The organism is Candidatus Nitrososphaera sp. 86-2, from assembly GCF_056726185.1.
The window spans coordinates 1,586,910-1,609,760 of the sequence record NZ_JBWZON010000001.1 but is presented as its reverse complement, the minus strand read 5'-3'; the positions used below and the strand labels follow the sequence as shown (position 1 = coordinate 1,609,760).

Sequence of the window (22,851 nt, the reverse complement as noted above, 5' to 3'; positions counted from 1 at the left end):
GGTAGGAAATGTCTGAGAAAGATATGCACCATTTCTATGCACGTTTTTCTGACTTACACATATCACCAAAGTATATCAATAAGATGCAGGGGCAAAGCGCTCTTTTTGCCAACGACGCTAACGATTTCACTCCACATGACATCCTTTACTCCCGGCATACCTTTCATCATCTCAGACATCCGAAGGATGTCAGCGTTATCTTTCAGTACGGTCTCTACCCTAAGGTCAATCGTATGCTGACCTATGCTTCTGCCAACATAGGTTACTTCTGGAAGTTTCAGCAGCGCACTTGCGACGGCCATCGTCTTTCCGCTGGAAGTGGCTATCAAAAAGTCTACTTCATGTAGTCCAAACCTTTTCAAATCAAGCGAATAGTACATCTTTAACAGGTCTTTTTCAAGCCGTTTCCGTCGCCTTTGCACCGTAGTCGCAGGGATGCCAAGTTTGTTTGCAATTGCCTTTGAAGTTATTGTCGCTCCTTCGCGAGAGGCAAGCAATATTTTCAGTATTTCCTTGTCGCTCTGAGATATCGAACCTCCTCTTCTTCTCATGCGGTCATCTGTGATAACAGAGAACGTACATTAAGGTGTTTCGACGTTTGCACAATCTTTTTGAAGAAATATGACTTATTCGATGCCGCTTACCGCAATACTGATTCATGAAATAAGACTTTTCCATCATTTGATTTAGTATGAATGGTTGCTTAAGGTTGCTTACGCTAGCAATCAAAACTGGGAAAAATGGGGAGCATAGTGATAAACTGTGCACCTTAGCCAAAGGAAAATAGATTATAACTGCGACCAAAACTGCAACCTCTTCTTTTGCTGGCGCGTAACTAGTAAATAATTTGGTTTGCAACAAAGAAGCATGAAGAGAAGTGAGAGCATAGTATGAGTATCGAATCATTAACATCAATGCTTTCAGGCAAGGCGGGAATGCAGCAGTCTATGGCTAGCACCATAATGAACATTGTTTTCAATTACATTGTACAGCATTTTATGCAGAAGGGATTACTAGGCAACATAAGGGGGTCTGCCGGCGGCAGCGGCAACAACAATACTGGAGGCGGGCTGGCAGGGCTAGGACTAGGTGGAAATGATGAAAGTAGTAGTGGTGGCAACGCCTCAATCTCATCATCTTCTTCATCTTCTTCACCATTGCAATCTGCCATATCCCAGCTGATGTCCTTAAGTGCCAATAATCCAAGTCATCCGCTTGTACAAGAGGTAAAGAGCAAAGCCGGTTTGCAGGATGACAACCAAGCAAAACAATACACACAGCAAGCACTTGGCGTTCTTCACGAGAATGCGGGCAAGGACTCGCAAGGCTTTGGGTCTTTGATTGGTAGTTTTCTAGGTGGAAAAGGGCAACAAGGCAAAGGAGAAGAAGGAGGAGGAGGGGGACTTGGGGATATTGTCGGCGGTCTCTTGGGCGAAGGATGAGCGAACTTCTCTTCCTGTAATCAGGCCTTTGAAATGCAACAGAATGGCTTTTAGAAAGGGTAAGCGCAGAGAAAACGGGAAGGGAAGGAAGAGAGATGACAACTAGCGGGCAGCTGAAGAATAGAATGCATGCTGGAGAATCTATCAATCATACTCTGCCTTCGGATGCTTGGCTGTACCTATCTGCCAAGTGACAATCATCCTTGGCAGCACCATCCTCAAAATAAAATACATCTTTAGAAAATCCTGCACTTCTTTTGTGACGTAGTTCTCTATCGCTTGATGGTTTCCGCTGCAGTACCATGCTACCATGTTTTTTGCCAATCCTGCTTTTCCAGAAAGCTCTGATAGCCTTCGAAAGAGCCCTTGTTCACAAGGACATGCTTAGATCTATCATAGGTCTCTGTCTCCGCCTCAACCCTTCCAAGTTGCAATACTGCTTTAGTTTGTGTTTCATAAAGCAGGATTCAAAGGCAAGGTTGTTGCCGACAGAGACAAAATTCCAAATGCTGTTGCTAATATAGGTCTGGCGAAAATGACCACGAATCCGATGATGATGAAGAAGAATACGATGATGAGGAAGACTTCATATGGTGTGGAGCTCGGAGTCGTCGGGTCAAAGAAGACAGAGTAGAAGCAACTCCTCCTCTATCGAAGCCTGCCGACATATCTGGATGCGCCCTTCCCCTCTACGGTGAACATAGCGTGCCAAAACTCTTGGTAGCTTTGAAGGAACAGTTTGGGCATAGGCCGATGATCGACCTGAAGCACGTACTTGTTCTCGTAAACAAAGGTTCATTCAATGGCTACTAGCAGGTTCTTGGAAAGGATGGGGCAGCGAGGAACATGGCAGCGTGGTACTATAGCGGGAACTATCGAGCAATACTAGAGTACGTAAACGACGAGGTGCAGGATTTTCTCAGGATGTATTTTGTCTTGAAAACAGTGTTGCCAAAGGTGATAACTACTATCTAGCAGTCAATAGTTCGCAACTGCGGGAATACACTTACGCACATATTCATATTTTCATCGCGATCATAGTCGGGCATCTGTGCTCGTCTCCTCCTTTTCCCTCCTCTTTCTTGACAGCCGACTCCTAAACTGCCTGCCACAGCACAAGCACCTGCTCCTTTCGCTGTAGAAGAATTTCTCGCAGCCAGAGCAGTATTTCATGCCTACGTCGTACAGGCTTGTGTTGTGTCCTTTGATGCCAATGTCTCTACACTTCCCAGTACATGGAGCCGCCATAGACCCTGCAACTCCTACTTTGACCGAAGCAGATGCTGCTGCTCTTTTTGCGCCTGTCGTATTGTACATTGCAACCATTCCAGTGCAGACCACTCCCTGTCGAGTCGCTGCAGCTCTGAAACATTGCTGACCTTGTTCATCTCCACCTCCTTTGTATCCATTAGCGTTTGAATGACTTCGATAGAGCGCGGAGCAGTTTCTATGTTGATATCCATGTTTGAACTCTGTCATTTCTTGCTAAGGAAGAAAAAGAAGAGCTGACAGATACAAGGTGTTTTCTTTCATGCTCCAAATGGACTTGGATGTATGTGTCTATGAAGTCGTCCATATCCTGCGGAAAACTTGTAAGCTAATTTAACAAAGCTGGCACTCGGGAGAGAGGGAGTGGTATATCTAAGTGTTATAATATGTTAAATCACGTAGAGCTAAGAAGCTCAAATATGATTCCTCTCGCGGGGTCGTGTGCAGGTCCCTGATCTAAAAGCCCTTTTCCTACAAACGAAGATACACTCCCCATTTCTCTGAAAGCAATCACTTGCGGGTATTGAAAATCAAAAAGATACCTTAGTGAAGGTAATAATCCCAATATTACTTTCTTCGAACTTTTGTACTCTTGGCAAGATGTGTAGCGTTGTCATTTACGAGGTTGCTAAGATTACTGGTCATGTTTTCATGTACGGGCTGGCTTCCCTTTGCAAGATCATATCTGTTCTGCCTAGTGTTTTCCGGACGCTCTCCTTTGTAAGATGAGGCAATATCAGGCCGATTTCTTGATTCAAGCTCTTCTGCAATCAATTCTCGTACCTTGCTGCCATCCACTACTTTCTCAGTTCTTCGAGTACTCCTTTTGTTGCTAGCTTTGCCTTTTTTTGCAGCTTTCTTCTCTTTCATTAGAGAATTTGGTGAGTTTGAACTGGCAATAATTTTCTCTGAGACCGTCTTTGCAATATCTCTAGCCATGACAAAAGGCGTTCCAGATCTGCTGAGTGTCTTGGCCATCATATCCTTGTCGTACCGCTCTACTCTGCCACTAGTCCGCCTTATCTTTAGTTCTGACAGTTTTTGCTTCGAGGGTCGTTGCCGTCTTACGCTTTTTCTGACTTTTCTTGAGCTCTTGACACGAGTAGCAAGGGATTTCTTATTTGCTTTTCTTGAAATGGAAGAAGCATCGTTGTTGCGTTTAGAGCGCGCGGCACGAGTACTGTTCTTCTCCCTCTTTCTTGTCGTAGAGGAAGAGGAAAGTTTTCTTGCCATGGGTGTACAATTAGTAAAGAATTATCAAAAGAGTTTCTCTTTTTTTCTACTGCTGACCTTGAAGCATTACATATTTTCTCTGTCAGTTGATGGGAAAAGAACTGCTGCCGAGATAGTATGAGAGGTTTGTACGAAGCAATACCATAAAGAATGTCACTTTTGTGTCTTTGAAAAATACGTTTCCTTTATCTTGTATTGAAACCATTTACTACCACGTGCCAGTGAGTTCATTGCTAGTAGAATACTCTTGGTAGAACTATTCTGACCCCGCAGATAAGGGTGAATGGGTTGTGACTCTTCTATCCTGACCCAATACTCGCTTTCTCCGCTTCTACTCAAATTACTAGATGACAGGAGAGATGGATATTCAACTTTTTACTCGATTCCAAGTTTTTTAGAATAAAAAAATGAGGGCGGCAAATACGCTCCACATTTCAAGTTTGCAACCAAGATGCCCAAGGTGATAATGCACGAAAAAGCAATGACCAAGCGCGTTATAAAATCATTATAATATTTACATGTCATAAAATTACCGGATCGAGATCTTTGGTGAGGTTATTGAAAATGCATGTATGGGATAAATCTCTCATATTGTCATATACAATTCCAAAAGAATCAGACGATCATATCGTGGAATTTCAAAATAATAACATTATATGCTTACTTTGCTCATAGATTTAAGAATCAGTATGCCGAGATATCCTTTTGATGTCAAGTCTGGCAGGACGTAAAAATGTGCTGACGTTAGCGTTGCTGGCGTTAGGCATAGCGACTATATCGACAATGCTAGTCCCGCATGTTGCATTCGCTGGTGGCGACGAGAACAACTGCGACGATAATGACCCCGCTAGCTACTCTGGCGGCGTTGCTCAATACCAGATGGTAAGCGACAACCACGACAACAACAACTGCTGCGACAACAATGACGATGACCCCGCTAGCTACTCTGGCACCACTGATTCTAGTGGCATCCACTCAGTCAGCGACAACCACGACAACAACAACTGCTGCGACAACAATGACGATGACCCCGCTAGCTACTCTGGCCACATCGGCATCTACTCGGTAAGCGATAACGACGACGATAACAACTGCGATGAAGACGACCCCTGATAAGACAGCAATGCAAATGATCTAAAAGCAGAGGTGATAGCTCAAGGTTATCACTTCCCCGATCTTTTTTTTACCCGGAGATAGTAAGGGCCGATCCCATGACCCGAATGACACTGTTAACTCTGCGGCTGACAACATTCATTTCATCCGGAAGAATGGCTAAATGAGCTGACTTCCGCCCCAGAATTACAAATCTAGACTTTTTGTTTAGAAGTGCACGGGAATTCCCTACTACTGATGCTATTTTACAGTTCTACTCGCACGTTAAGAGCAGGCTCGATTCTGTCGCAAGCTCGCTTGCGCCAACTGTGGCCGCAGGAGTGGAGGAGCTTTAGCGTTTACGACGCCCTGTCAGGTTTTTGTGCTCAACAAGGGGGGTACTATTTTTACTCCTTGTCAATAAAAACACGATTCCCCCTTTTCCCTCGCCGATTTGTACGCATGACCTACGTCATAACGCGCAGTAGGAAATGTTGGGAATTATTCCATTTTTGGAACAAATTCGAAAATATAGCGAGGTGTCTTTGCAGTGTTTGCGTAGCCTTTCTCGAGAATCTTTATACGTTAACGCACTGTTACAGAGTATTGGTTGACATGGCGGTAGGAGATTTGGCTTTTGATGAAACTGGAAAGTTCTCTGGAATAAGGGCGCTGCCTGAAGGAAAAGTTGAAGCGACATATGTTGGAACGGGCAAATTGTTTGGTGTAGACTATTCATCCATCTATACGGGCATCGCGACCCCGCATGGAGGAACTTTGATTGCAGAATTTGATGGCACCTGCATAACCAAAGACGGCGACACTGTAGGTGTATGGGCGCATGGAAGGGGACGACCTACCGGCGATGGACTCAAGGCTAGCTGGCGGGGCGGAGTTATCTGGCGGGCTTCCTCTCCAAAATTTGCGAGGCTAAACAATGTGCCGGGTGTATGGGAGCTGGACATCGATGAAGCGGGGAACTTCCGCTTGAAGGTTTGGGAATGGAAATAGTAGCGACTCTTTATCCAGACCCATGCTCTAACCGGGTTCTGTAGACATCAATGTAACTCCTGACCTGAATAGGAAAGATTAACTTGAAAGAATGGGAGATGGGGGAGCGGGGCATAGTCGAGCAGTTCCGCCAGACCTATATTAGCAACAGCATTTGGAATTTTGTCTCTGTCGGCAACAACCTTGCCTTTGAATCCTGCTTTATGAAACACAAACTAAAGCAGTATTGCAACTTGGAAGGGTTGAGGCTTGGGCATAGGCCGATGATTGACCTGAACCATGTCCTCGTGCTTGTCAACAACGGCTCTTTCAAGGGCTACCAGCGCTTTCTGGATAGAGCTGGTCTGGCGAAGAACATGGCAGCGTGGTACTATAGCGGAAACTATCAGGCCATTCTTGACTACGTAAAGAATGAGGAAAAAGATTTTCTCAAGATGTATTTCGTTTTACAAACACTGTGCTGCCAAGGGTGATTACCACCTAGCCTGCCTCTGGCCTAGCCTTTTGTTGCTGTTGTTTTTTCCGACTTGTCATGCGGTGCGTCCTAACCTTTCTGCCGCACTCTGGACAGTGGGTAATTCCCAACGGCCGCCGTTCATGGCAGGTGCTGCAAAATGTATTTGTGGCGTAAATTGAGTTGCTCATGCGCTCTCCCATACCCTCCCCAATTATGGTATTTTCTTACTATAATTTATCTAGTTCGGTGAAAAGGACTTGGCACTATCCTGCGGGATAGAGTCAATGAAATGCAGACTGGGCGGAGGAATTAAGCAAGACAAAAGTTCCGCTTGCTATCGTTCCGGCGAACGACCACTATACAGGTTTTGGCCCTGCGATTGTCAACATAATGTGAAAGATGGACGGCTTGCTCAAAGGGATATAGGAAGAAAGGAAGCAGTCGCAACTGCCTTTCTGATAAAAACAGAAGCAACTAAGTGCGTACGTACTCTTGTTTTTCACTTGGCCAATTCTCAGATATCAATGCTAATATCGTAATCACACTTGTAACAGTAAACATTCAACGTGATCATGTAAAATCGCCAATGTTGTTGTCAAACGTTCTTTAGGTAGAATGCTACATCAGACATTGGACAAGTTAAGATAATGGCAGAGCGGCAACAAGAAAAAAGGCCTACTGGCATATCTCTCATGATAATCTACTCAATCATTGCTGCCGTCATGGGCGTCTCTACCGCAGTAGCAGGATTTGGTGGCGGGGGCTTTGGCAATTTCGTTTGGCTGATGTTATTACCTCCATTTTCCGTAGTATTGCTTGCTCTCTCGCTTGCCTTGTCGAACAATTTTGGATACCTTTTGACAGGCGGCATTTTAGCGTCTACTGCTGCGATTCTCCTCGCCGTAACGAAAATGGTAATGGCTTATGGAATGATAAAGAGGGAATGGTGGTCATGGCGTTTGGCTATCATCTTTTCTTCATCTGTTATTGTTGCAGGCATTGTCACGGGGTTAGGATTTGCCACAGATGACGTCGGAAGAATTTGGGTTTTGATAACTTTTGGAATCTATTTCCCTATATTGATATATCTTGCCAAATCCAATGTCGTTAGAGTGTATTTTAACAGACGTAAATCAAACTGACCAAGGCCCTCCGCGCAGCACCACCTTGTTGTCCTTCACAGTCTAATAGCGCATCTGTACCCTCTCAACAGCTTGACGTTGTAGTAGGGGGTTCTTCTTTCCCTTCAGCGTCATGTTCGGTGAGCTGGCAGTTCATACCAGCTCCCGAGCTTTAGCTTTTACGTGGATGCGCGGGTTTTCACGCTCAAAGAAGGAGGATGCTATTTTTATTGACTGTCGAGTCAATTCCGACACAGTCAAAGACGCGGCTGCAGTGCTGCAGCCACCGCGACTGCGCCACTCCCTTTGGATAAAATGGCCATTGTCACGAGGAGTAACTCCAGCCGCTGCAGCCCACGTACAGGCGAGGCATTTCTCCGAAAGAAGGTATGGGACAGATGAAGATAACGTTATCTTGCAATCCTGTCAAGAGTCATGAAGTAGACAAGTCAAGCCTGCCGCCTGTGCTTTTGAATCTCCTGCTGATTATGCCTGCATGGATGTTAACTATGACACTTCTCAGGATGCGGTGACGGAAGAAAAAAGCATGGGCACGGATTCTGGCTACTAACCATCTTCGTCTGCCACTTGAAATGATGACGCATTGCTGCTAACTGTACAAAAGAACAAGGTTTCGTGAAAAAATGCATTTAATAACAACCAGTATAAGTCATTAATGCACAATTGTCTAAAATGATTAATAGAAGTTGCACGAGATCTGTACCCCTCCTGTGTGAAGACAATCTTAATTGCTGAAAACAACAAGCGCGACCTGAGATGGTACCGTGACACTTTGTCGAAGCACGATTATCATGTCTTGATTGCCGCCGATGCCGCAGAATCTCTAAAGTCTTACAGGTCAGAACTGGAGAAGAACGTCGCCGAGGCAAAGAGAAAAGAGGACTCTTCTCCTTCTTTTCCCGAACAGCCCTTTGATGCCGTTATTCTAAACCACAGGATTTCTAACAGAGACGGCCTACAAGTTGCGAGCGAGATCCTCTCTGTCAACCCGCGCCAGAGGATTATCTTTGTCTCTGATTCTGACGAGTATACTGAAGAGCTGCAAAAGGCATTCTATGGCCGTGTGGACATAATGCAAAAGCCCTTTGCCCCCGAGGCCTTGATAGACGTACTTGAAAGTGCCGAAGTATACAAGGCTCTGGAGAAGTTAGGCCTGAATGTAAAGGAGCTGAAGGGATACCATCTATACCATTTTCAGCTGTTGGAGCTACTTGCCGCATGCCTAGCGCTCTTGGAAGCAGGAAGGGAGAATGGAAAATAGCTACTTGAGAGCGCGCGTAGCGGTCAAGGGATAACGATTGCCTTTTTGATACTATTCTCGTCTTCCGTTATCCTGAAAAGCATTGCCATATAGAATTGTTATTTCACAAACAATAAAATACGAATAATTGTAAGAAAACTTTTGTTCTATGGCAATTGATTGTGAACATATTGCGTGGTACGCTAAATATTAGTTTCCTCTTGAATAATGATGTGATGTCTAGACCACAGACTGTCCGACCGTTCAGACCTCCTAAAAAGAGTTCCATGCCATTTTGTCCCGTATGCGGCGATAGGGCCACCCAAGAAGTCCTGATTGATATGAAAGACTATGTACTCTCGCAAAAGTATTGTGACAAGTGTCTTGTCCATTTGGATTACGACGACATGGTGAGAGACAAATGAATCCCAGACGCACGTCAGGAATGGATTCTGAGCCATGCTTAAAGTTCCAAACGGCATGGACAGGTCCTGCGCCCAGATCATGATTCTCGATTACTTCGTATCCACGATCCTTGCCCATCTGAATTATTGGAGCTATTAATGATCCAATCAGCTCTTGATCGTTGATGACATTTGCGTTTGGTTGCTGAAGGTTAGCATTAGCAGCCATACTGATGTACTGCTTCGAATCCTAAATGACCTTCTAAATTTCTGTCAGCGATACTTAAAGCACAACGTCAATTATACAGCAAAGTAGAACGTGACGTTCTGTAAGAGCCTGCATAAATGCAGTTGCCGAGAAAAATCAAAAGTCTTTTAATTAATAACATCAAAAATGCGTCTTCATACTAAAATGATCTACTCGCCGTTCTTTTGCTTAATCCCACATCATAATCAGACCAAAAGGCAATATTTGAAAAGATGACTTGACAAAGAAAATAACAAAACGACAGAACACTTTTCCACAATTGTAAAAAATGAATATCTCTTATTCATAGCATATGTCTTCTTCAGACAAAAGAGAAAATCCTGAGCAAATCCCGTCCTCACATAACGAAGGGCAAACAAAAGCAATGGTGGGCGAGCAGGGAGGAGTAGAGGGTGAAAGAAAAGAGGTAATTGTCAAAGACTATCCAAAGGCGGCAGCATTAGCACAGATTTTAAAGGACATAGAGTTTCCTGCAGAAAAGAAGCAGATTGTGGATTATGTGGAGAGAGCAAGACCGCAGAGCGAAGAGATCCTTTCAGATATTCAAAAAATGGAGGACAGGCGGTATGAAAGCGTCTCAGATGTCGCAAAAGCGGCAGGACTAGTTAGGCAGTAACACACAGAGATGTTGTAGCATTTCGCGCGTCGGTTAGCTTATTGCCAAGATGAGATAGTGTCCAGCAATAAAATAGTACGACAAGAACAACAAACTCTCCTTCGTGAAATTGATGTCAATTATTCTATTCCCTACATAATCTCTTAAAAAGACCCCTCCCTCTCCTCAAGGTCTCTATTCTTAATATGCTGTTTTGGTGAATGCTCCATTCCATAATATGAAAACAAGAGTAAATGATGATCGCCCTAATCCGAAGGCTCAAAAAATAATCTTTACTTCGGCCTTTGATCTACTCAGCAATCCCATTACAAACGATGATGTCATCAAGAGTGAAACTTCGCAGTCAAGCAACTTTTTTCAAGGAAAAGAAAAGAAAGGAGAGGGCTTTGGTGAGTCAGAGCATCATCATCATTCTCTTTTGCACTCGCAGTACGGAGAGCCTGCTATCAAGTCCCTCCACTTTCCTTTTGCTCTAAAGCCTGATCAGATAAAGGCAGTGGAGGCATGGATGGCAAATGGACAAAGAGGGTCTCTGATCTATAGTAGCGGAACAGGCAAGACCGAGATTGCATTTGAATGCGCAAGGCAGGCTGCTGACCGTTCAGGAAAACAACATTTCCGCATTCTTCTAATTCTGCCTAGAATAGTCTTGATAGAACAGAACTATCGCAGGCTTGTCAATTACGGCATTTCAGAGGAAAAGATAGGCAGGTATTTTGGCGAACAGAAGGAAATCCGCGAGATAACACTCAGTACATACCACAGCATAGCGAACGCGTCCAGCTTGGTACGAGACGCAGACATGATAATCTTTGACGAGGTCCACCTTGCAAGCAGTACTGCACGCGCGTTTAGCAGGATATTTGACATCGTGGCAAAAAAAGAGGATGGCAACAAGGCCCTGCTTGGGCTTACTGCTACCATAGACGAAGACGATCCGCGCAACTTTACTATCATGACGGCCTTGCCGCCTGTCAGAAAATACCTGATCAAAGATGCAGTCCTGGACGGACGCTTGGCCAAGCCGGTCATAGTTCCAATAAGTGTAACGCTGACAGAAAAGGAACAAAAAACCTATGACGCATGCAGCGACAAAATTAAGAGAATTTCATCTAGATTCCACACGCATGACCCTCAGCGTATGATGACGCTACTGAGGGCAGGAGGGTTTCCAAGCTGGCAGGCCAGAGCATGGTTTCTAAACGTAAGAAAAAGAAAGACGCTCCTCGCCTCTGCTGATAACAAGCTGTCAAAAGCCGCGGAACTGATTGCAGAAAAACAACGCAACAAACAGAAGGTGATGGTTTTCAGCGAGACGCTAGAGTCTGTCCGAAAACTAAAGCAAACGCTCAAGGATAAGGGGATAGACTCTGTGATTATCGACAGCGGCATGCCCTCATTCAAGAGGCAACGGATATTATCGCAATGGGGAACCAAGTTTTATCCTCTGCTCTCTGTCCATACCTTGGAGATCGGATATGACGTGCCCGAGGTGGATGTAGAGATAATCCTTGCGTCAACTTCTAACATGAACCAAGTCGTCCAGAGGATCGGGAGGGTAATCCGAAAATTTAGAGATAAAGAACACGCCTTTGTTTATGTCGTGTACGTAGCTGATACGAAGGACGACTACATGTTCTCCACATTCAAGAGGGCGATAAACTCGGCAGCTTGTTAGGACGGCGGTATACCCTCTCGACAGAGATGAATTAGCATCTTTGTATGTGTATGCAAGATTGTATGATGCCGGAACAGAGTTGAAAAACTAGAGGGCGATACAAACACATCCATACGCCCCTTTTGAAAGTCTTCGCTCTTGTACGTGGCTACAGATAAAAAAATCTCTACGGCGCGACTTTATCGCGATATAGTTATCCTTTTTCTGCCTCCTCCCCTTCTCCTTCTCTGACTTGGAGGTATTGCTCAAGTTGCGTCCTTAGCGCCTTCATGTCCGCTTGGCGCTTTTTCTCTATCTTATTTTCTGGTTTTCCAAAGACTATGATTTTCCCTTCCAGCTCGACTACAACCCTCTCTATTGTTTCCTGAGAAAATCCATCCAGCGTATCCCATAGTTTCATCAAAGTGATGGCATATTCGTTAGCCTTGCGACTCTTGTTGTTGACAACTCCCTTGGCTCTTATGTGATAATCCAATGCGGCATACTTCCAGATGCCTTCTAGGCTCCAGATGAGATCCTCAAGGCTCGTTGTTGCTGTTGTCGCATAACATACAGAGTGCATATTTTCTTTTGCTAATGAGACCTTTACAAAAACAGCATATAAAGAAAGGTGGAGTCGAGGAGAGGGAGAGAGAAGGGAGCAGGATCGGGACACAACTGCTAGTGTGTATGTGATAATAATAGTATCTGTAGTTTATGCCTTGGCCGGCGGCGCTTCTTTTACCAGCTGGTACTTGGACGTGTAGCCCCGCGGGTTTATCATCATGCCCTTGTAGTTGTAGGTCGACGAATTGCCCACGATGACAGTTGTTATCATGCCTAGCATGTCTTGGTGTTCAAGCATCTTGTCAATAGTTGTAATGACTACCTGTTGGGTCTCTCTGTATGCGCCCTTTATTATCGCCACCGGGGTTTCCGGCTTTCTGTATTTCAGAAAAATGTCGCGGGTGTCGCGCAGCTGGTGCACGCGCTTTTTGCTTGCGGGGTTGTAAATGACGGTGACATAGTCGCCAAGAGCGGCCGCTTCGACCCTCTTGACTATCATGTCCCACGGGACCAAAAGGTCGCTCATACTGACTACTGCAAAGTCTGTCATCAAAGGCGACCCGACAAGGGCCGCGCATGAGTTGAGAGACGAGACTCCCGGCACGCACTCGACATAGATGCCGGAATCCTTGTCCCAGCCTTTTTCTGCAAGAATTTCGTAGATGAGCCCGACCATCCCGTAGATGCCCGGGTCGCCGGATGAGACAAGCGAAACAATTCTGCCCTTTTCCGCAAATTCAATTGCCTGGTTTGCCCTGTCCACCTCTTGCGTCATGGCATAGCGATACACTTCTTTTCCATGTATCAGGTCCTCCACCAGGCCGACGTACGTTTCATAGCCAACAATGACTTCGCTTTCCTCGATGACCTGCTTTGCCCTGTACGTCATGTGGTCGTGGTGGCCGGGGCCTACGCCTACTACGTACAGCTTGCCTCTCTTCGCAGGTTCATTCATTTGGGATGCGAGACTCTGAAATGCAATTTATCTTTTCTGATCGCTGCTGTCGGTAAGTACAAAGAGAGACGAGAGGGACGAGTAAACAATATCAACTACATAACATAACGACTGATTATGGCCAAAAGGTCAGCAGGCGGAAGCAAAACAAACGGCATAGTCATAAAGGCAAAAGCGACATCTTCGAGGATTCTCGAAATAGGGCAGAACGGAGTCAAGACCGAATTCTCTGACAAGGGCACGATGAGCGGCAAGTACCGTGGGGTTCACTGGGATACCGTGGAGACCCAGATGAATATCGATGGAACGTCGAGCTGGCACGTCAAGTTTATCCAAATGACGGACAAGGGCGACATGCTTGTGGGAGAAGGAGAAGGGACAGGCGAGGCTCCAAACTCTAGAGGGATTGCAAAACTGAAAGGCGGCGGTACAATCATGACTGCCTCTGAAAGGCTGGCCGAGCTGAACGGTAAAAGGTGGACCTGCGAGGTGGACAACAACGTGGCTACCGGCTCTGCGCAGGTGCGAGTGACTTTCCAATAAGCTCCTCTTCTTTCTTTTTTCCTCTCTCTTTTTTATCATCTTTATCAAAAAAGATCTCCCGTTTGTAGTAAAATTACCGTGAAAACTGTTTTGCACTGAAGCGCATCTGACTGACTGACCAGAAATAGAAAATATGCATGTTTTTGAAAATATGGGAAAAAAGAAGAAAGAATGTGGGCCGGGCTTCTTAAAAGCCCATGCCCGCCATCGGACTTCCCGACGATGTCTCGTTGCCTGGTGGTTGTTGCATCATCTGGCCGCCGCCTGGGCTGCCTCCGAACATTCCGCCGCCATGCGGGCCCATCATCATGCCTCCGTGCATACCCATAAGCTGAGAAAGCGGTATCGCCTCAGAGGCAAGCACGCTTCCGTTTCCGGCGTCAATAATCACAGAATGCACAACTTCGTTGGTCATGTCGATTACTATGACTCTGTACACCAAAAAGCCCTGCACCACATCAAGGTGGCCTACGACTGCCGTTCCGTTGATCTGGCCCTCTGCCGTGGCGACTGCGTCGCTGAGTGTTACGTTAAGGTTATCGCTTAGAAAGTTCTTTATCGCTTGTTTGACATCTATGCTGCCTTGTATCTGACCCGGTTGACCGCCTGGTCCTGGAGGCATCGTCTGGTTGGCCTGTACAGTCACTATCTTGCCACCGCTGACTAGATCAGCAACCGGCGTGGTGCTATTTCCACTCGGCATCGTCTGATTTCCGCCCGGAGCAGTTTGGTTTCCTCCCGGGTTGGTCGAGTTTTGCGCAAACGCGGCCGGCGTCACCAGAGCCGGCGACGCGATTGCAAAGCTCAGAGCCAACAGGGAAAGTGCGAGTACCGTTTTACTTCCTGTTAGACTTGACATTGTCAAAAATGTAGCATTCATAACTTTAAAGGCTTGAGCAAAAATGATAGATAACGCTGTTATCGGGGAATATGCAAGGTAGAACAAGCAACAATGCACCTTCTGGTAATTCGGTATTGAAAACATGCCTTATATTTTAAGACTAAAAATAAGAAAAAGGGGAAAAATGAGGTTCCAGAGATATTAGGATTGAGTTCCCTGGGGGCTTGGTTGAGGAGCTGGGTGGTTCTGCTGCCAGCCGGGGCCCTGAAATCCGTGGCCCTTGAAGCCGTGGCCATAACCGCCGTTGCCACCAAACATGCCCATTCCGTGGCCGTTCATCTGGATGTCGGCGGATGTGTAGAGCACTTGGCCGTTTCCTGCATCAACTATGACCATCTTCCCAACATGGGTGTCAGTGTTGACTGCAAAGAACTTGTAGGCAAGGTAGCCCTGGACAATGCCAAGATTGCCTGACACTATTGTGCCATTCTGGACCTGTGCAGCAGCTGTATCTGCAGCTGTTGAAAATGACACCTTCAGGTTGTCCTTGATGTAGTTATGCAAGGTTCCCTTGACATCTGCCGATCCTTTGATGTTTGGCATCATGGCTGTTGTTTTGTTCTGTTCCTGAGCAAACGCGGTCCCTGCAACCAGCGCGACAGCAAGCACTGCCACTATCGCAACTGCCGGGATCACGATGCCCTTTCGAAGGTATGGGTTCGCCATGGTTGTTGTAGATGAAAAATGGTTTTAACCCTTCTTTACAACTGATAGGTAACAAAGTTACTAATGCTAAAATGCTGTTGTTGCAGCGGACAATTATAATTAATCACGGCCTAGGCCATGAGAATGAACAAACGATTTGGAAAAAAGAGAAGAAGCGCCCAGCCCGTCATAATCTTCTTGACGTTTGTGGGCCCTCATGTGCGAGGATGTGCCGAGATGTTATGAAGTATTTGTTCTACTTCTTACTACTTCCTTAACTGGTTGTGTTTCCACCCGGCATCGTAGCGTTTCCACCTGGGGTCGTTTGGTTCCCGCCCGGCATCGGTGGAGTTGCCTGGTACGCGTTTCCTTCAAAAGAAGTCGGCTGGGTTGTGTTTCCACCCGGCATCGTAGCGTTTCCACCTGGGGTCGTTTGGTTCCCGCCCGGCATGGTTGCATTTTGCGCGAAAGCAGCTGGCGTTACTAGCGCCAGTGACATGACGGCAAAGCCTGCAGCCAAGAAAGCAAGGACGAATACTCTTTTGTTTCCTGTTAGACTTGACATCGCTGACATGTTGCGCAGTACTGGTTTTAAAGGCTTGAGCAAAAATGATAGATAGTGAGATTATAAGGAATATTTAGAGCAAAATTTGCAAATTACCTGTTTTGAACGTGATATGCCTAGGGCGTTTTCTTGAGATTATTTCATTGCAGCAAACAATGGATATTTTTCACAACTTGTTGCAACCTGGATCTGGCTTGCTGCCATGTTCAGAAATGAGTAATCTGGAAAAAAATAGGAGGAAGGGAGGGACGAAATCACATCAGAAAACGCCTTTGATGCCCAAGTCGCCCACACGCGTTCCCTCTGAGGTAGTTAGCACGTTTCCTGTGCTCGGGTCAACAATCACTTTGAAGAGCATTTCGTTATTTACCTCGACTACCGTGATGCTGTACACCGGCTTGCCCTCCATAACCTCAAAGCTGCCCGCAATTGCCATGCCGCTGGCAAATTGCCCCTCTGCTATGGCAGCGGCATCCACCAGCGTCGCAGTCACGTTTCCGCTATTCAGAAACTCCTTTCCTCCTTGGCCTCCGACCGTGCCAAGAGGCATTCCTTGCGAGGTGGCAAGCACTCTTGCATTGCTGGGGTCGACGATGATGTTATAGGCGGTGTTGTTGTTTATGTTGGCCACCGTGGTGTTGTATACCAGGTAACCCTGCACCAGGCCGAGGTTACCTGAAATCACGGTTCCGTTGGCAACCTGATTCTCTGCAATGTCAGCCGCATCGACAAACGTTGCATTCAGGTTTTCATTCAACAAGTCCTTTGCAATTTGCTTTGTGTTTATGGAGCCAGTTATCTGAGGAGGAGATGCTGCTGTCTGCATTTCTCCTGGACTGGCCGGGGCCTGCGCGGAAGCAAGGGGCAAAGCTGCCACTGGCAACGACGCGGCGACCGCAAAGCCCAGGACCAACAGCAGGGCAGAAATTAAGTTCCTATTTCCCTTTAGGCTTGACATTGGTAACATTCTTGCAGCTATTCCTTTAAAGAATTGAGAAAAAATGATAGCTAAGGAAATTATCTAACTAACCGTCGCAGCCAGAATATATGCTGCACCTGCTTTACATGTTGCTATTATTATTCGCAGGAGGTTCGTCTTCGTCGAACCTCCTGTCAATCTCTTCCTGAAGCTTCTTGTACTTGTCGTATTTCTTGGTCCATTTGGAGAGCACGAACCACTGCCTTATGCCAATTCCAAGCCACACTATAGATACTATCCACGGCAGCTGCCTTAGGAATAGCCTTTCTTGGTGCACTTCCCGGAACCCTCCTGGGCCGGGCATAAAAGTCTCCGTCAGCGAGTTTACTATCAGAAACGTCAGGGTCGGCACTATCATCCCTGTCAGGACCATGACTATGAACAGCCTCTTTGTCCTGTTGAGCTCGAAAATTATCCCGTCTATTATCTTGAAGAGGTTCTCGTTCTTGCGATCCTTTTCCTTGCCTTCATCAGACAATCAGCTCTCTGCCTCCATTGCTGCTGCGCGGCCTGAAATCATTTCATCATCATTCATTTGTTGTAGCATCTCCCCTTGGAAACAACTCTTCGTACGGCTCTAGCACCGCCCTGAGTATCTCCCTCCCTTTTTCTGACACGCTGTATTTTATTATCGTCTTGCTCCCCCACGGCTCTTCTTTTCTGGTTATCATGCCTTTGTTGACCATCTCATCAAGTATCTCCCTGTGCTTTGCGTTGTTGAGGCCACAGTAACTCATGAGTTTACTCTGGTTCAATTCTCCATGCTCGTACAGCTTGAGTATGATATCCTTTCTGATGTAGATTCTTTCTCGATATTCATGCACCAATTCAACTCATGCAATAATTGCTTATTCTCTTCATCCTGCATTATTATCTCTCTATATAAATAATTGATCATTTTCTTTCTTCCATAGAAACGAGATAGCGTAATTCATGGATCGAGATTCGCTCATGCGCCCTAAAAAGCACAAAGGTAACATTGTTACTTCTCATTTGTAGATAACGCTTATTATGAGATTTTCTTACATTTTTCAGGGTATGGCGTCGACGATAATAGTAAGGGCGTTACATTATGCTGGAGCCGCCTCGACCGCGGTAGGGGGCATCCTTCACCTCATCCTTGCACCAAACATGCTTGGGTTCAACCTTAACACCGGCCTATTCTTCCTCATAGGAGGCATTGCCCAGGTCTTTTGGGTCGTGCCAGTGGTGCGAAGGTGGGGCAGGCCGTGGTACGCAGTGGGCATTACCGGGACTACAGTCCTGGTAGCAGTGTATTTCGTCACGAGGGTGCCTGGAAACCCCATCACCGGCAGGGGCGGCGGCATGAATTCAATGGCGATTGCAGTCGAGGCGGCGCAACTGGCGTTCATCGGGCTTTGCATCGCGATTCTTGCGATAGTCGAAAAAAAGAAGGAGGTTGTAAAACAATGAGGCGTCCTGCAGAACCGGAATTCCATGAAGCGGCAGACATCGCAGCAGGCCTTGGAGACGTTGCGCTGGAAGCAAGAGACCTATACAAAGAGTTCAACTCGGCCGCCGGCAAGGTCGTGGCATTAAAGCACGCGACTTTTACAGTGAAAAAGGGCGAGTTTGTGGCCATAGTCGGCCCCTCGGGAAGCGGCAAGTCTACGCTTCTAAACCTCCTTGGGGCCATCGACAAGCCAACCTCTGGCAAGGTAATAATCAACGGGGTGGACATTTTCTCCCTCGGCGACCAGGAGATAGCGACAATGAGAAACAAGCTCATCGGCTTTATCTTCCAGTCGTTCAACCTGATAAACAGGACTACTGTCCTGAGAAACGTCGAACTCCCGGCAATCGTGATGGAAATAGACAAGGAGGAAAGGAAGAACCGGGCGCTCAAAGTCCTTGAAGTGCTTGGGATAAAGGACAAGGCAAACTACAAGCCAACGAACCTGAGCGGGGGCCAGCAGCAGAGAGTTGCCATCGCAAGGTCGCTCATGAACAACCCCGCGATACTGCTTGCAGACGAGCCGACGGGCAACCTCGACACCAAGACGGGGAACGAGGTTTTCGCGCTCTTGAAGATGCTCTCGCACAAGTTCCGTATGACGATAATCATGGTGACGCACAACTCAGAGCTTGCGGCCGCGACCGACCGTGCCATCTACGTCAGGGACGGAAGAATCGAAAAGGAGGTCAGGAACCTATGACTCTTATCGCAGGAGCAGCAGCTGCGAATAACAATAATAGCAACACCGGCTCGCGAGTCCTGTCACTCTTGATAATGGGCGTGCTCCTCTCTTCTCTTCCAATCACCCTACTTAGTGCGGACGCAGAGGATCAGCAGTTACCGCAGCCGTCAGAGAGGCAGATAATCGACGCGTCGGTAAGCGGCCCAGCGTTTCTCAACGCATACTGGGTCAACCGCAGCACGAGCACTTCGACTGCTGATGTCAAGAAAGAAGTGGGGCCCGGCGACGGCGCTTCAACGCTTGCCGTGGTGATGGTGAACAGGGGGTTCTCGGCCATAACCGGCATCACAGGCTCGCTCACTTTGCCGCAAGGGTTCTCGGCCAACGGCAGAACGTCGTCTGATGATACTGCGATCGCCACTTTTGATACCGCGGTGGATGCGGGCCAGACGTTCACACTATACTTTGACCTTGATGTTTCCAACAGCGTCCACGTCGGGACGTACAGCACAGATCTAAACGTGGCGTACCAAAGACTGTTTGAAACCGGGAGCCCGAGGAATAACCCAGTAACCATTCCACTCAGGCTGACCGGCAGGGTCATCCTCGACCCTGTAGCAGTCACCCACAATCTAGTTCCTGGCGTCTCGAACAACGTCGACATTGCAATAAGGAACACCGGCAGCGCACCTGCAACCGGCGTGATAGTGTCGATGACCGGCATCAGCATAAATGGCGGATCGGCAAGCACTATTGAAAGCTCCTCAGGCGCGACAATCCGGCCACAGATAACAAACTTTGGGACAAACACGTTTACCCTTGGCACGATACCGGCAGGGTCAAACGCTACGCTCACCACGACTCTCTTTCCAAACATATCTGCAGGAGGAAACACGGCAGGCATACAACTGCAAATCACGTACAACGACGCAACCGGCAATGCCAAGACCCTGACGCCGGCAGTGGGTGTCATTGTGCTTCAGAACGCTCCATCTATCATAGGTGTGAGGGCCGCATCTGACGAGAACGAGACCGACAACCGCATAGTGGCCGGCAAGGCGGACAACTTTATCCTTGAAATCGCAAACAAGGGCACGAGCCGCATAAACAACGCGGTCGTGACTATGGAGTCCAGCTCCACTTCGCTTAACATAATTGGAGATTCAAAGTGGGCAGTGGATGAGATTGACCCGGGTTCGCAGGCCAAGCTTGAAACTCAGGTATTTGCATCGACCTCGCTCATAGGCAACCCGGCTACGTTTGACGTGACAATCGACTACATACTGGACGGGTCGCCCAAGACGGAAAAGTACATCCTTGGGACATATGTTGACGGCGAAATAGTGCTCCGCGTCTATGATTTATCAATCAACTACGTTGGAGCTACGCCTACCCTTGTCGGCAACATACTCAATGAGGGCAACACCGCGGCATTTTTCACGACAGTCGAGCTGATGCAAACGTCTGGACAAAACATGCCTGCTATCCAGAGAGGCAACTTTACTGGCAGCAACGAACAGTTTAACTCTGGACAGAATGGCGGTAATTACTCATCAAGTGACAACAGACAATCCAATCCCCTTGCCTTCCTATTTTCAGGGCAGAATAATAATAACAATAACAATGGCAACTTCGGACAATTCCGGAGAAATAACAACAACAGCACCGCATTCAATGCTGCTCCTCCTGCCCCGCAGTACCTCGGAGATCTGACTGCAAATTCGCCACTTCCGTTCAGCATACCATTGAACATCCCGCCTGCTGCGCCTGGTACGTCATACCCTGTTACGGTGAAAATTAGCTACAAGGATAACTTGAGAAACGCCCATGAATTTGTTGCAAGCGGGAATGCCGTCGTGGCCGCGCAGCAACAAACCACGAACGTGACTCCGGGCGAAAGAGGCCGGAACTCTACGGGAGGGCCGCTTCTCATGATGATAATCATAGGCGCAGCAGTTGTCGCCGCCATAGCCGCCTTCTTTGTCATCCGGAAAAAGAAGCATGCAAAAGCCATGAAGACGCTGAACGCCCCGAACAACGGCTCGGACAAGCGGAAGAACATCGAAGACATACTTGAAAACCCAGCTAACGACGCAACGACAAAGGACGATCCGCCGACAAAGTGAGAGGTGGTATACGCACAGTGAAAATAGACGACATTTATTCCCTCTCCTTTGAAGCACTCCGAGACAGGAAGGTCCGCTCCGCCCTGACTATATTGATGGTAGTTGTCGGTAGCTCGCTAATGGTTGCGCTGAACGGCCTTACCGCCGGCTTTAGCGTCTTTATCGAAAAGCAGTTCAGTAATCTGGCAAGCAATGTGCTTACATTGACTAATTCTGGCGGAGGTGGAAACTTTGGCGGAGGGGGCGGAGGTGGTGGCGGGGGTGGTGGCGGCTTTGGTGGCCAACCGCAATCGTCCGGAACAACTGTCAACTTTAACTCCGCAGTCGTTACCAAGCTAAAGACGCTGCCTCTTGTGAACGACGTTATGCCGACATACACGGGGCGCGTAACCCTGGAATCTCAGGGAAAACAGAGAAGTGTTTCAGTGTTTGCCATTGCTCCTGAGAAGCTGACTACTATTGCGCCTACGATACAATACTCGGGCGGCTCTGAATTGAAGGCAAACGATCCAACGGGGATGGTTGTGGCAGACCTGATTGCCAACCCTGAAGGCCAGCCGACGCCTTTCCTTGTAGTCGGCCAGACGGTCAAGGCATCCTATTCGTTTACTGACCCATACACCGGTGATAGCAAACAGGAATCACGATCTTTTGTAATCCGGGGCATCATGGCACAGACTGGCAACCCGACCATCGACAGAGCCGTCATAATCAGCCCTGAAATCGCAAACTCGCTCCTCCATAAGAACGGAAGGTACGACTCGCTCATGGTCGCGGTACCCTCGCCAGACGATGTCAGCACGGTTCAGGATGAGATCAAGGTGATCTATGGGAGTGGAATCGGCGTAAGCACTCCTCAGGCAGTGTTGCAGGCAAGGCAGCAATTCACGTCCGGCTTTAGTTCTTTTATCCTCGCCATAGCACTGGTCGCGCTGGTCGTAGGCGCAGTCGGCATAGTGACTACCCTCTACACTTCTGTCACGGAAAGGATTCGCGAAATCGGCACCATAAAGGCGATAGGCGCGCTCAACAAGGACATACTCTTGATCTTCATAAGCGAAGCCTCGATAATAGGGGTGATGGGGGCCACGCTGGGGCTGGTGTTTGGTATTGCCGCGGGGTCAATGCTCACAGGCGCATTCAGCTTCGGTCCTGGACGTGGAGGAGGCCAAGACGTCTCGCCTGTATACCTGCCGACCGACCTTCTGTACGTGTGGGGGCTGTCGGTGGGGCTGAGCCTGATGGCTGGCATCTACCCTGCATGGAAGGCGTCGCGGCTGGAGCCCATAGTGGCGCTGAGACGAGACTGACTGACCGGCGCAAAAATCCCTAGTTCAATCACTTGTACGCAGGCTTGCCGGATGGCGAAAAATCGTCGAGGATCCTCTGCGCACGCTCTGGCTCGGTGCGCAGCACCTCCCTTACTATCTTTTGCACCTGCTCAAGGGTATAAAAGTAGTCTCCCTTGCGAAACCAGACGTCTCCCTTGAGGTCAAAGAGCTCGTGCAGTTCCATCACCATCTCAAACGGCTCTGCGATATTGAATGCTTGCTAGTTTTCTCGCTTGCGAGAATCGCCGC

Annotated in this window: 28 protein-coding genes; 15 read left to right on the top strand and 13 right to left on the bottom strand. The window is 47.6% G+C overall.

The genetic code is table 11. The features are described 5' to 3' along the window. Positions 1 to 62: 62 nt before the first annotated feature. Complete coding sequence (locus tag ACYOR7_RS09730) at positions 63 to 551, bottom strand: Lrp/AsnC family transcriptional regulator (protein ID WP_479913749.1); 489 nt, start codon at positions 549 to 551, stop codon at positions 63 to 65. Between the two features lie 396 nt (positions 552 to 947). On the opposite strand from ACYOR7_RS09730, the gene ACYOR7_RS09725 reads away from it, so the two are divergent. Further along, positions 948 to 1,442 (top strand): hypothetical protein, encoded by a 495-nt coding sequence (locus ACYOR7_RS09725; RefSeq protein WP_479913748.1) that lies wholly within the window; start codon positions 948 to 950, stop codon positions 1,440 to 1,442. 144 nt (positions 1,443 to 1,586) lie between these two features. On the opposite strand, the gene ACYOR7_RS09720 is transcribed toward ACYOR7_RS09725, so the two are convergent. After that, positions 1,587 to 1,754, bottom strand: coding sequence for a hypothetical protein (locus tag ACYOR7_RS09720; protein WP_479913747.1), 168 nt, complete (start codon positions 1,752 to 1,754; stop codon positions 1,587 to 1,589). 534 nt (positions 1,755 to 2,288) lie between these two features. On the opposite strand from ACYOR7_RS09720, the gene ACYOR7_RS09715 reads away from it, so the two are divergent. Further along, complete coding sequence (locus tag ACYOR7_RS09715) at positions 2,289 to 2,417, top strand: hypothetical protein (protein WP_479913746.1); 129 nt, start codon at positions 2,289 to 2,291, stop codon at positions 2,415 to 2,417. 60 nt (positions 2,418 to 2,477) lie between these two features. Here ACYOR7_RS09715 and ACYOR7_RS09710 read toward each other — a convergent pair whose 3' ends face one another. Together ACYOR7_RS09710 and ACYOR7_RS09705 are read right to left on the bottom strand one after the other, a co-directional pair. Further along, positions 2,478 to 2,768, bottom strand: coding sequence for a hypothetical protein (locus ACYOR7_RS09710; RefSeq protein ID WP_479913745.1), 291 nt, complete (start codon positions 2,766 to 2,768; stop codon positions 2,478 to 2,480). Positions 2,769 to 3,278: 510 nt separating this feature from the next. Beyond that, complete coding sequence (locus tag ACYOR7_RS09705) at positions 3,279 to 3,692, bottom strand: hypothetical protein (RefSeq protein WP_479913744.1); 414 nt, start codon at positions 3,690 to 3,692, stop codon at positions 3,279 to 3,281. 112 nt (positions 3,693 to 3,804) lie between these two features. On the opposite strand from ACYOR7_RS09705, the gene ACYOR7_RS09700 reads away from it, so the two are divergent. The 8 genes from ACYOR7_RS09700 (at position 3,805) to ACYOR7_RS09665 (ending at position 11,852) form a co-directional block, all read left to right on the top strand. Then, positions 3,805 to 4,065, top strand: coding sequence for a hypothetical protein (locus tag ACYOR7_RS09700; RefSeq protein WP_479913743.1), 261 nt, complete (start codon positions 3,805 to 3,807; stop codon positions 4,063 to 4,065). 629 nt (positions 4,066 to 4,694) lie between these two features. Continuing rightward, positions 4,695 to 5,057, top strand: coding sequence for a hypothetical protein (locus ACYOR7_RS09695; RefSeq protein ID WP_479913742.1), 363 nt, complete (start codon positions 4,695 to 4,697; stop codon positions 5,055 to 5,057). Between the two features lie 585 nt (positions 5,058 to 5,642). Then, on the top strand, positions 5,643 to 6,047 hold the full coding sequence (locus tag ACYOR7_RS09690) for a hypothetical protein (RefSeq protein WP_479913741.1): 405 nt from the start codon (positions 5,643 to 5,645) through the stop codon (positions 6,045 to 6,047). An 83-nt stretch (positions 6,048 to 6,130) separates the two neighbouring features. Continuing rightward, positions 6,131 to 6,520, top strand: coding sequence for a hypothetical protein (locus tag ACYOR7_RS09685; RefSeq protein ID WP_479913740.1), 390 nt, complete (start codon positions 6,131 to 6,133; stop codon positions 6,518 to 6,520). A gap of 631 nt (positions 6,521 to 7,151) precedes the next feature. Beyond that, positions 7,152 to 7,646 carry a hypothetical protein gene (locus tag ACYOR7_RS09680; RefSeq protein WP_479913739.1) on the top strand — a complete coding sequence of 165 codons (495 nt, stop codon included), beginning with the start codon at positions 7,152 to 7,154 and terminating at the stop codon, positions 7,644 to 7,646. A 772-nt stretch (positions 7,647 to 8,418) separates the two neighbouring features. Further along, positions 8,419 to 8,907, top strand: coding sequence for a response regulator (locus tag ACYOR7_RS09675; RefSeq protein ID WP_479913738.1), 489 nt, complete (start codon positions 8,419 to 8,421; stop codon positions 8,905 to 8,907). 943 nt (positions 8,908 to 9,850) lie between these two features. Further along, positions 9,851 to 10,174 (top strand): DUF2795 domain-containing protein, encoded by a 324-nt coding sequence (locus ACYOR7_RS09670; protein WP_479913737.1) that lies wholly within the window; start codon positions 9,851 to 9,853, stop codon positions 10,172 to 10,174. Positions 10,175 to 10,391: 217 nt separating this feature from the next. Beyond that, entirely contained in the window at positions 10,392 to 11,852 is a 1,461-nt protein-coding gene (locus ACYOR7_RS09665; protein ID WP_479913736.1) for a DEAD/DEAH box helicase, read from the top strand. 193 nt (positions 11,853 to 12,045) lie between these two features. Here ACYOR7_RS09665 and ACYOR7_RS09660 read toward each other — a convergent pair whose 3' ends face one another. Together ACYOR7_RS09660 and cobJ are read right to left on the bottom strand one after the other, a co-directional pair. Beyond that, positions 12,046 to 12,507 carry a hypothetical protein gene (locus ACYOR7_RS09660; protein WP_479913735.1) on the bottom strand — a complete coding sequence of 154 codons (462 nt, stop codon included), beginning with the start codon at positions 12,505 to 12,507 and terminating at the stop codon, positions 12,046 to 12,048. Positions 12,508 to 12,546: 39 nt separating this feature from the next. Beyond that, a complete protein-coding gene (gene cobJ / locus ACYOR7_RS09655; protein WP_294807224.1) occupies positions 12,547 to 13,353 on the bottom strand; it encodes a precorrin-3B C(17)-methyltransferase in 807 nt (268 codons plus the stop codon). A 117-nt stretch (positions 13,354 to 13,470) separates the two neighbouring features. Between cobJ and ACYOR7_RS09650 the strand changes: the two genes are divergently transcribed. After that, the gene (locus ACYOR7_RS09650) at positions 13,471 to 13,896 is read left to right on the top strand and encodes a hypothetical protein (protein WP_294807226.1); all 426 of its coding nucleotides are present in this window, start codon (positions 13,471 to 13,473) and stop codon (positions 13,894 to 13,896) included. A gap of 187 nt (positions 13,897 to 14,083) precedes the next feature. Here ACYOR7_RS09650 and ACYOR7_RS09645 read toward each other — a convergent pair whose 3' ends face one another. From ACYOR7_RS09645 to ACYOR7_RS09620, 6 genes are all read right to left on the bottom strand, one after another. Beyond that, entirely contained in the window at positions 14,084 to 14,755 is a 672-nt protein-coding gene (locus ACYOR7_RS09645; protein WP_479913734.1) for a PepSY domain-containing protein, read from the bottom strand. A gap of 183 nt (positions 14,756 to 14,938) precedes the next feature. Next, a complete protein-coding gene (locus tag ACYOR7_RS09640; RefSeq protein WP_479913733.1) occupies positions 14,939 to 15,463 on the bottom strand; it encodes a PepSY domain-containing protein in 525 nt (174 codons plus the stop codon). A 253-nt stretch (positions 15,464 to 15,716) separates the two neighbouring features. Next, entirely contained in the window at positions 15,717 to 16,007 is a 291-nt protein-coding gene (locus ACYOR7_RS09635; protein ID WP_294807233.1) for a hypothetical protein, read from the bottom strand. Positions 16,008 to 16,266: 259 nt separating this feature from the next. Continuing rightward, the gene (locus ACYOR7_RS09630; protein WP_479913732.1) at positions 16,267 to 16,965 is read right to left on the bottom strand and encodes a PepSY domain-containing protein; all 699 of its coding nucleotides are present in this window, start codon (positions 16,963 to 16,965) and stop codon (positions 16,267 to 16,269) included. Between the two features lie 103 nt (positions 16,966 to 17,068). Then, complete coding sequence (locus ACYOR7_RS09625; RefSeq protein ID WP_294807238.1) at positions 17,069 to 17,464, bottom strand: hypothetical protein; 396 nt, start codon at positions 17,462 to 17,464, stop codon at positions 17,069 to 17,071. A gap of 49 nt (positions 17,465 to 17,513) precedes the next feature. After that, on the bottom strand, positions 17,514 to 17,810 hold the full coding sequence (locus tag ACYOR7_RS09620; protein ID WP_294807241.1) for a winged helix-turn-helix domain-containing protein: 297 nt from the start codon (positions 17,808 to 17,810) through the stop codon (positions 17,514 to 17,516). 214 nt (positions 17,811 to 18,024) lie between these two features. Between ACYOR7_RS09620 and ACYOR7_RS09615 the strand changes: the two genes are divergently transcribed. Genes ACYOR7_RS09615 through ACYOR7_RS09600 form a run of 4 tightly spaced genes read left to right on the top strand, consistent with a single transcriptional unit; the run spans position 18,025 to position 22,581 of the window. After that, a complete protein-coding gene (locus tag ACYOR7_RS09615) occupies positions 18,025 to 18,420 on the top strand; it encodes a DUF7475 family protein (protein ID WP_294807243.1) in 396 nt (131 codons plus the stop codon). Continuing rightward, complete coding sequence (locus tag ACYOR7_RS09610; RefSeq protein ID WP_294807245.1) at positions 18,417 to 19,163, top strand: ABC transporter ATP-binding protein; 747 nt, start codon at positions 18,417 to 18,419, stop codon at positions 19,161 to 19,163. The genes ACYOR7_RS09615 and ACYOR7_RS09610 overlap by 4 nt, the downstream gene beginning before the upstream one ends. Further along, entirely contained in the window at positions 19,160 to 21,271 is a 2,112-nt protein-coding gene (locus ACYOR7_RS09605) for a COG1361 S-layer family protein (RefSeq protein WP_294807248.1), read from the top strand. The genes ACYOR7_RS09610 and ACYOR7_RS09605 overlap by 4 nt, the downstream gene beginning before the upstream one ends. Before the next feature lie 17 nt (positions 21,272 to 21,288). Then, entirely contained in the window at positions 21,289 to 22,581 is a 1,293-nt protein-coding gene (locus ACYOR7_RS09600; protein ID WP_479913731.1) for an ABC transporter permease, read from the top strand. A 28-nt stretch (positions 22,582 to 22,609) separates the two neighbouring features. Here the strand turns inward: ACYOR7_RS09600 and ACYOR7_RS09595 are convergent, their stop codons facing one another. Further along, positions 22,610 to 22,792, bottom strand: coding sequence for a hypothetical protein (locus ACYOR7_RS09595; protein WP_479913730.1), 183 nt, complete (start codon positions 22,790 to 22,792; stop codon positions 22,610 to 22,612). Positions 22,793 to 22,851 lie beyond the last annotated feature (59 nt).

Bases quoted from the DNA above. Each gene is read 5' to 3' on its own strand.
- ACYOR7_RS09720 (WP_479913747.1), bottom strand. From the start codon at position 1,754: ATGGTAGCATGGTACTGCAGCGGAAACCATCAAGCGATAGAGAACTAC.
- ACYOR7_RS09710 (WP_479913745.1), bottom strand. From the start codon at position 2,768: ATGGTTGCAATGTACAATACGACAGGCGCAAAAAGAGCAGCAGCATCT.
- ACYOR7_RS09645 (WP_479913734.1), bottom strand. From the start codon at position 14,755: ATGTCAAGTCTAACAGGAAGTAAAACGGTACTCGCACTTTCCCTGTTG.
- ACYOR7_RS09715 (WP_479913746.1), top strand. From the start codon at position 2,289: ATGGCAGCGTGGTACTATAGCGGGAACTATCGAGCAATACTAGAGTAC.
- ACYOR7_RS09665 (WP_479913736.1), top strand. From the start codon at position 10,392: ATGAAAACAAGAGTAAATGATGATCGCCCTAATCCGAAGGCTCAAAAA.
- ACYOR7_RS09725 (WP_479913748.1), top strand. From the start codon at position 948: ATGGCTAGCACCATAATGAACATTGTTTTCAATTACATTGTACAGCAT.
- ACYOR7_RS09640 (WP_479913733.1), bottom strand. From the start codon at position 15,463: ATGGCGAACCCATACCTTCGAAAGGGCATCGTGATCCCGGCAGTTGCG.
- ACYOR7_RS09670 (WP_479913737.1), top strand. From the start codon at position 9,851: ATGTCTTCTTCAGACAAAAGAGAAAATCCTGAGCAAATCCCGTCCTCA.
- ACYOR7_RS09730 (WP_479913749.1), bottom strand. From the start codon at position 551: ATGAGAAGAAGAGGAGGTTCGATATCTCAGAGCGACAAGGAAATACTG.
- ACYOR7_RS09705 (WP_479913744.1), bottom strand. From the start codon at position 3,692: ATGATGGCCAAGACACTCAGCAGATCTGGAACGCCTTTTGTCATGGCT.
- cobJ (WP_294807224.1), bottom strand. From the start codon at position 13,353: ATGAATGAACCTGCGAAGAGAGGCAAGCTGTACGTAGTAGGCGTAGGC.
- ACYOR7_RS09650 (WP_294807226.1), top strand. From the start codon at position 13,471: ATGGCCAAAAGGTCAGCAGGCGGAAGCAAAACAAACGGCATAGTCATA.
- ACYOR7_RS09615 (WP_294807243.1), top strand. From the start codon at position 18,025: ATGGCGTCGACGATAATAGTAAGGGCGTTACATTATGCTGGAGCCGCC.
- ACYOR7_RS09680 (WP_479913739.1), top strand. From the start codon at position 7,152: ATGGCAGAGCGGCAACAAGAAAAAAGGCCTACTGGCATATCTCTCATG.
- ACYOR7_RS09635 (WP_294807233.1), bottom strand. From the start codon at position 16,007: ATGTCAAGTCTAACAGGAAACAAAAGAGTATTCGTCCTTGCTTTCTTG.
- ACYOR7_RS09630 (WP_479913732.1), bottom strand. From the start codon at position 16,965: ATGTCAAGCCTAAAGGGAAATAGGAACTTAATTTCTGCCCTGCTGTTG.
- ACYOR7_RS09595 (WP_479913730.1), bottom strand. From the start codon at position 22,792: ATGGTGATGGAACTGCACGAGCTCTTTGACCTCAAGGGAGACGTCTGG.
- ACYOR7_RS09605 (WP_294807248.1), top strand. From the start codon at position 19,160: ATGACTCTTATCGCAGGAGCAGCAGCTGCGAATAACAATAATAGCAAC.
- ACYOR7_RS09610 (WP_294807245.1), top strand. From the start codon at position 18,417: ATGAGGCGTCCTGCAGAACCGGAATTCCATGAAGCGGCAGACATCGCA.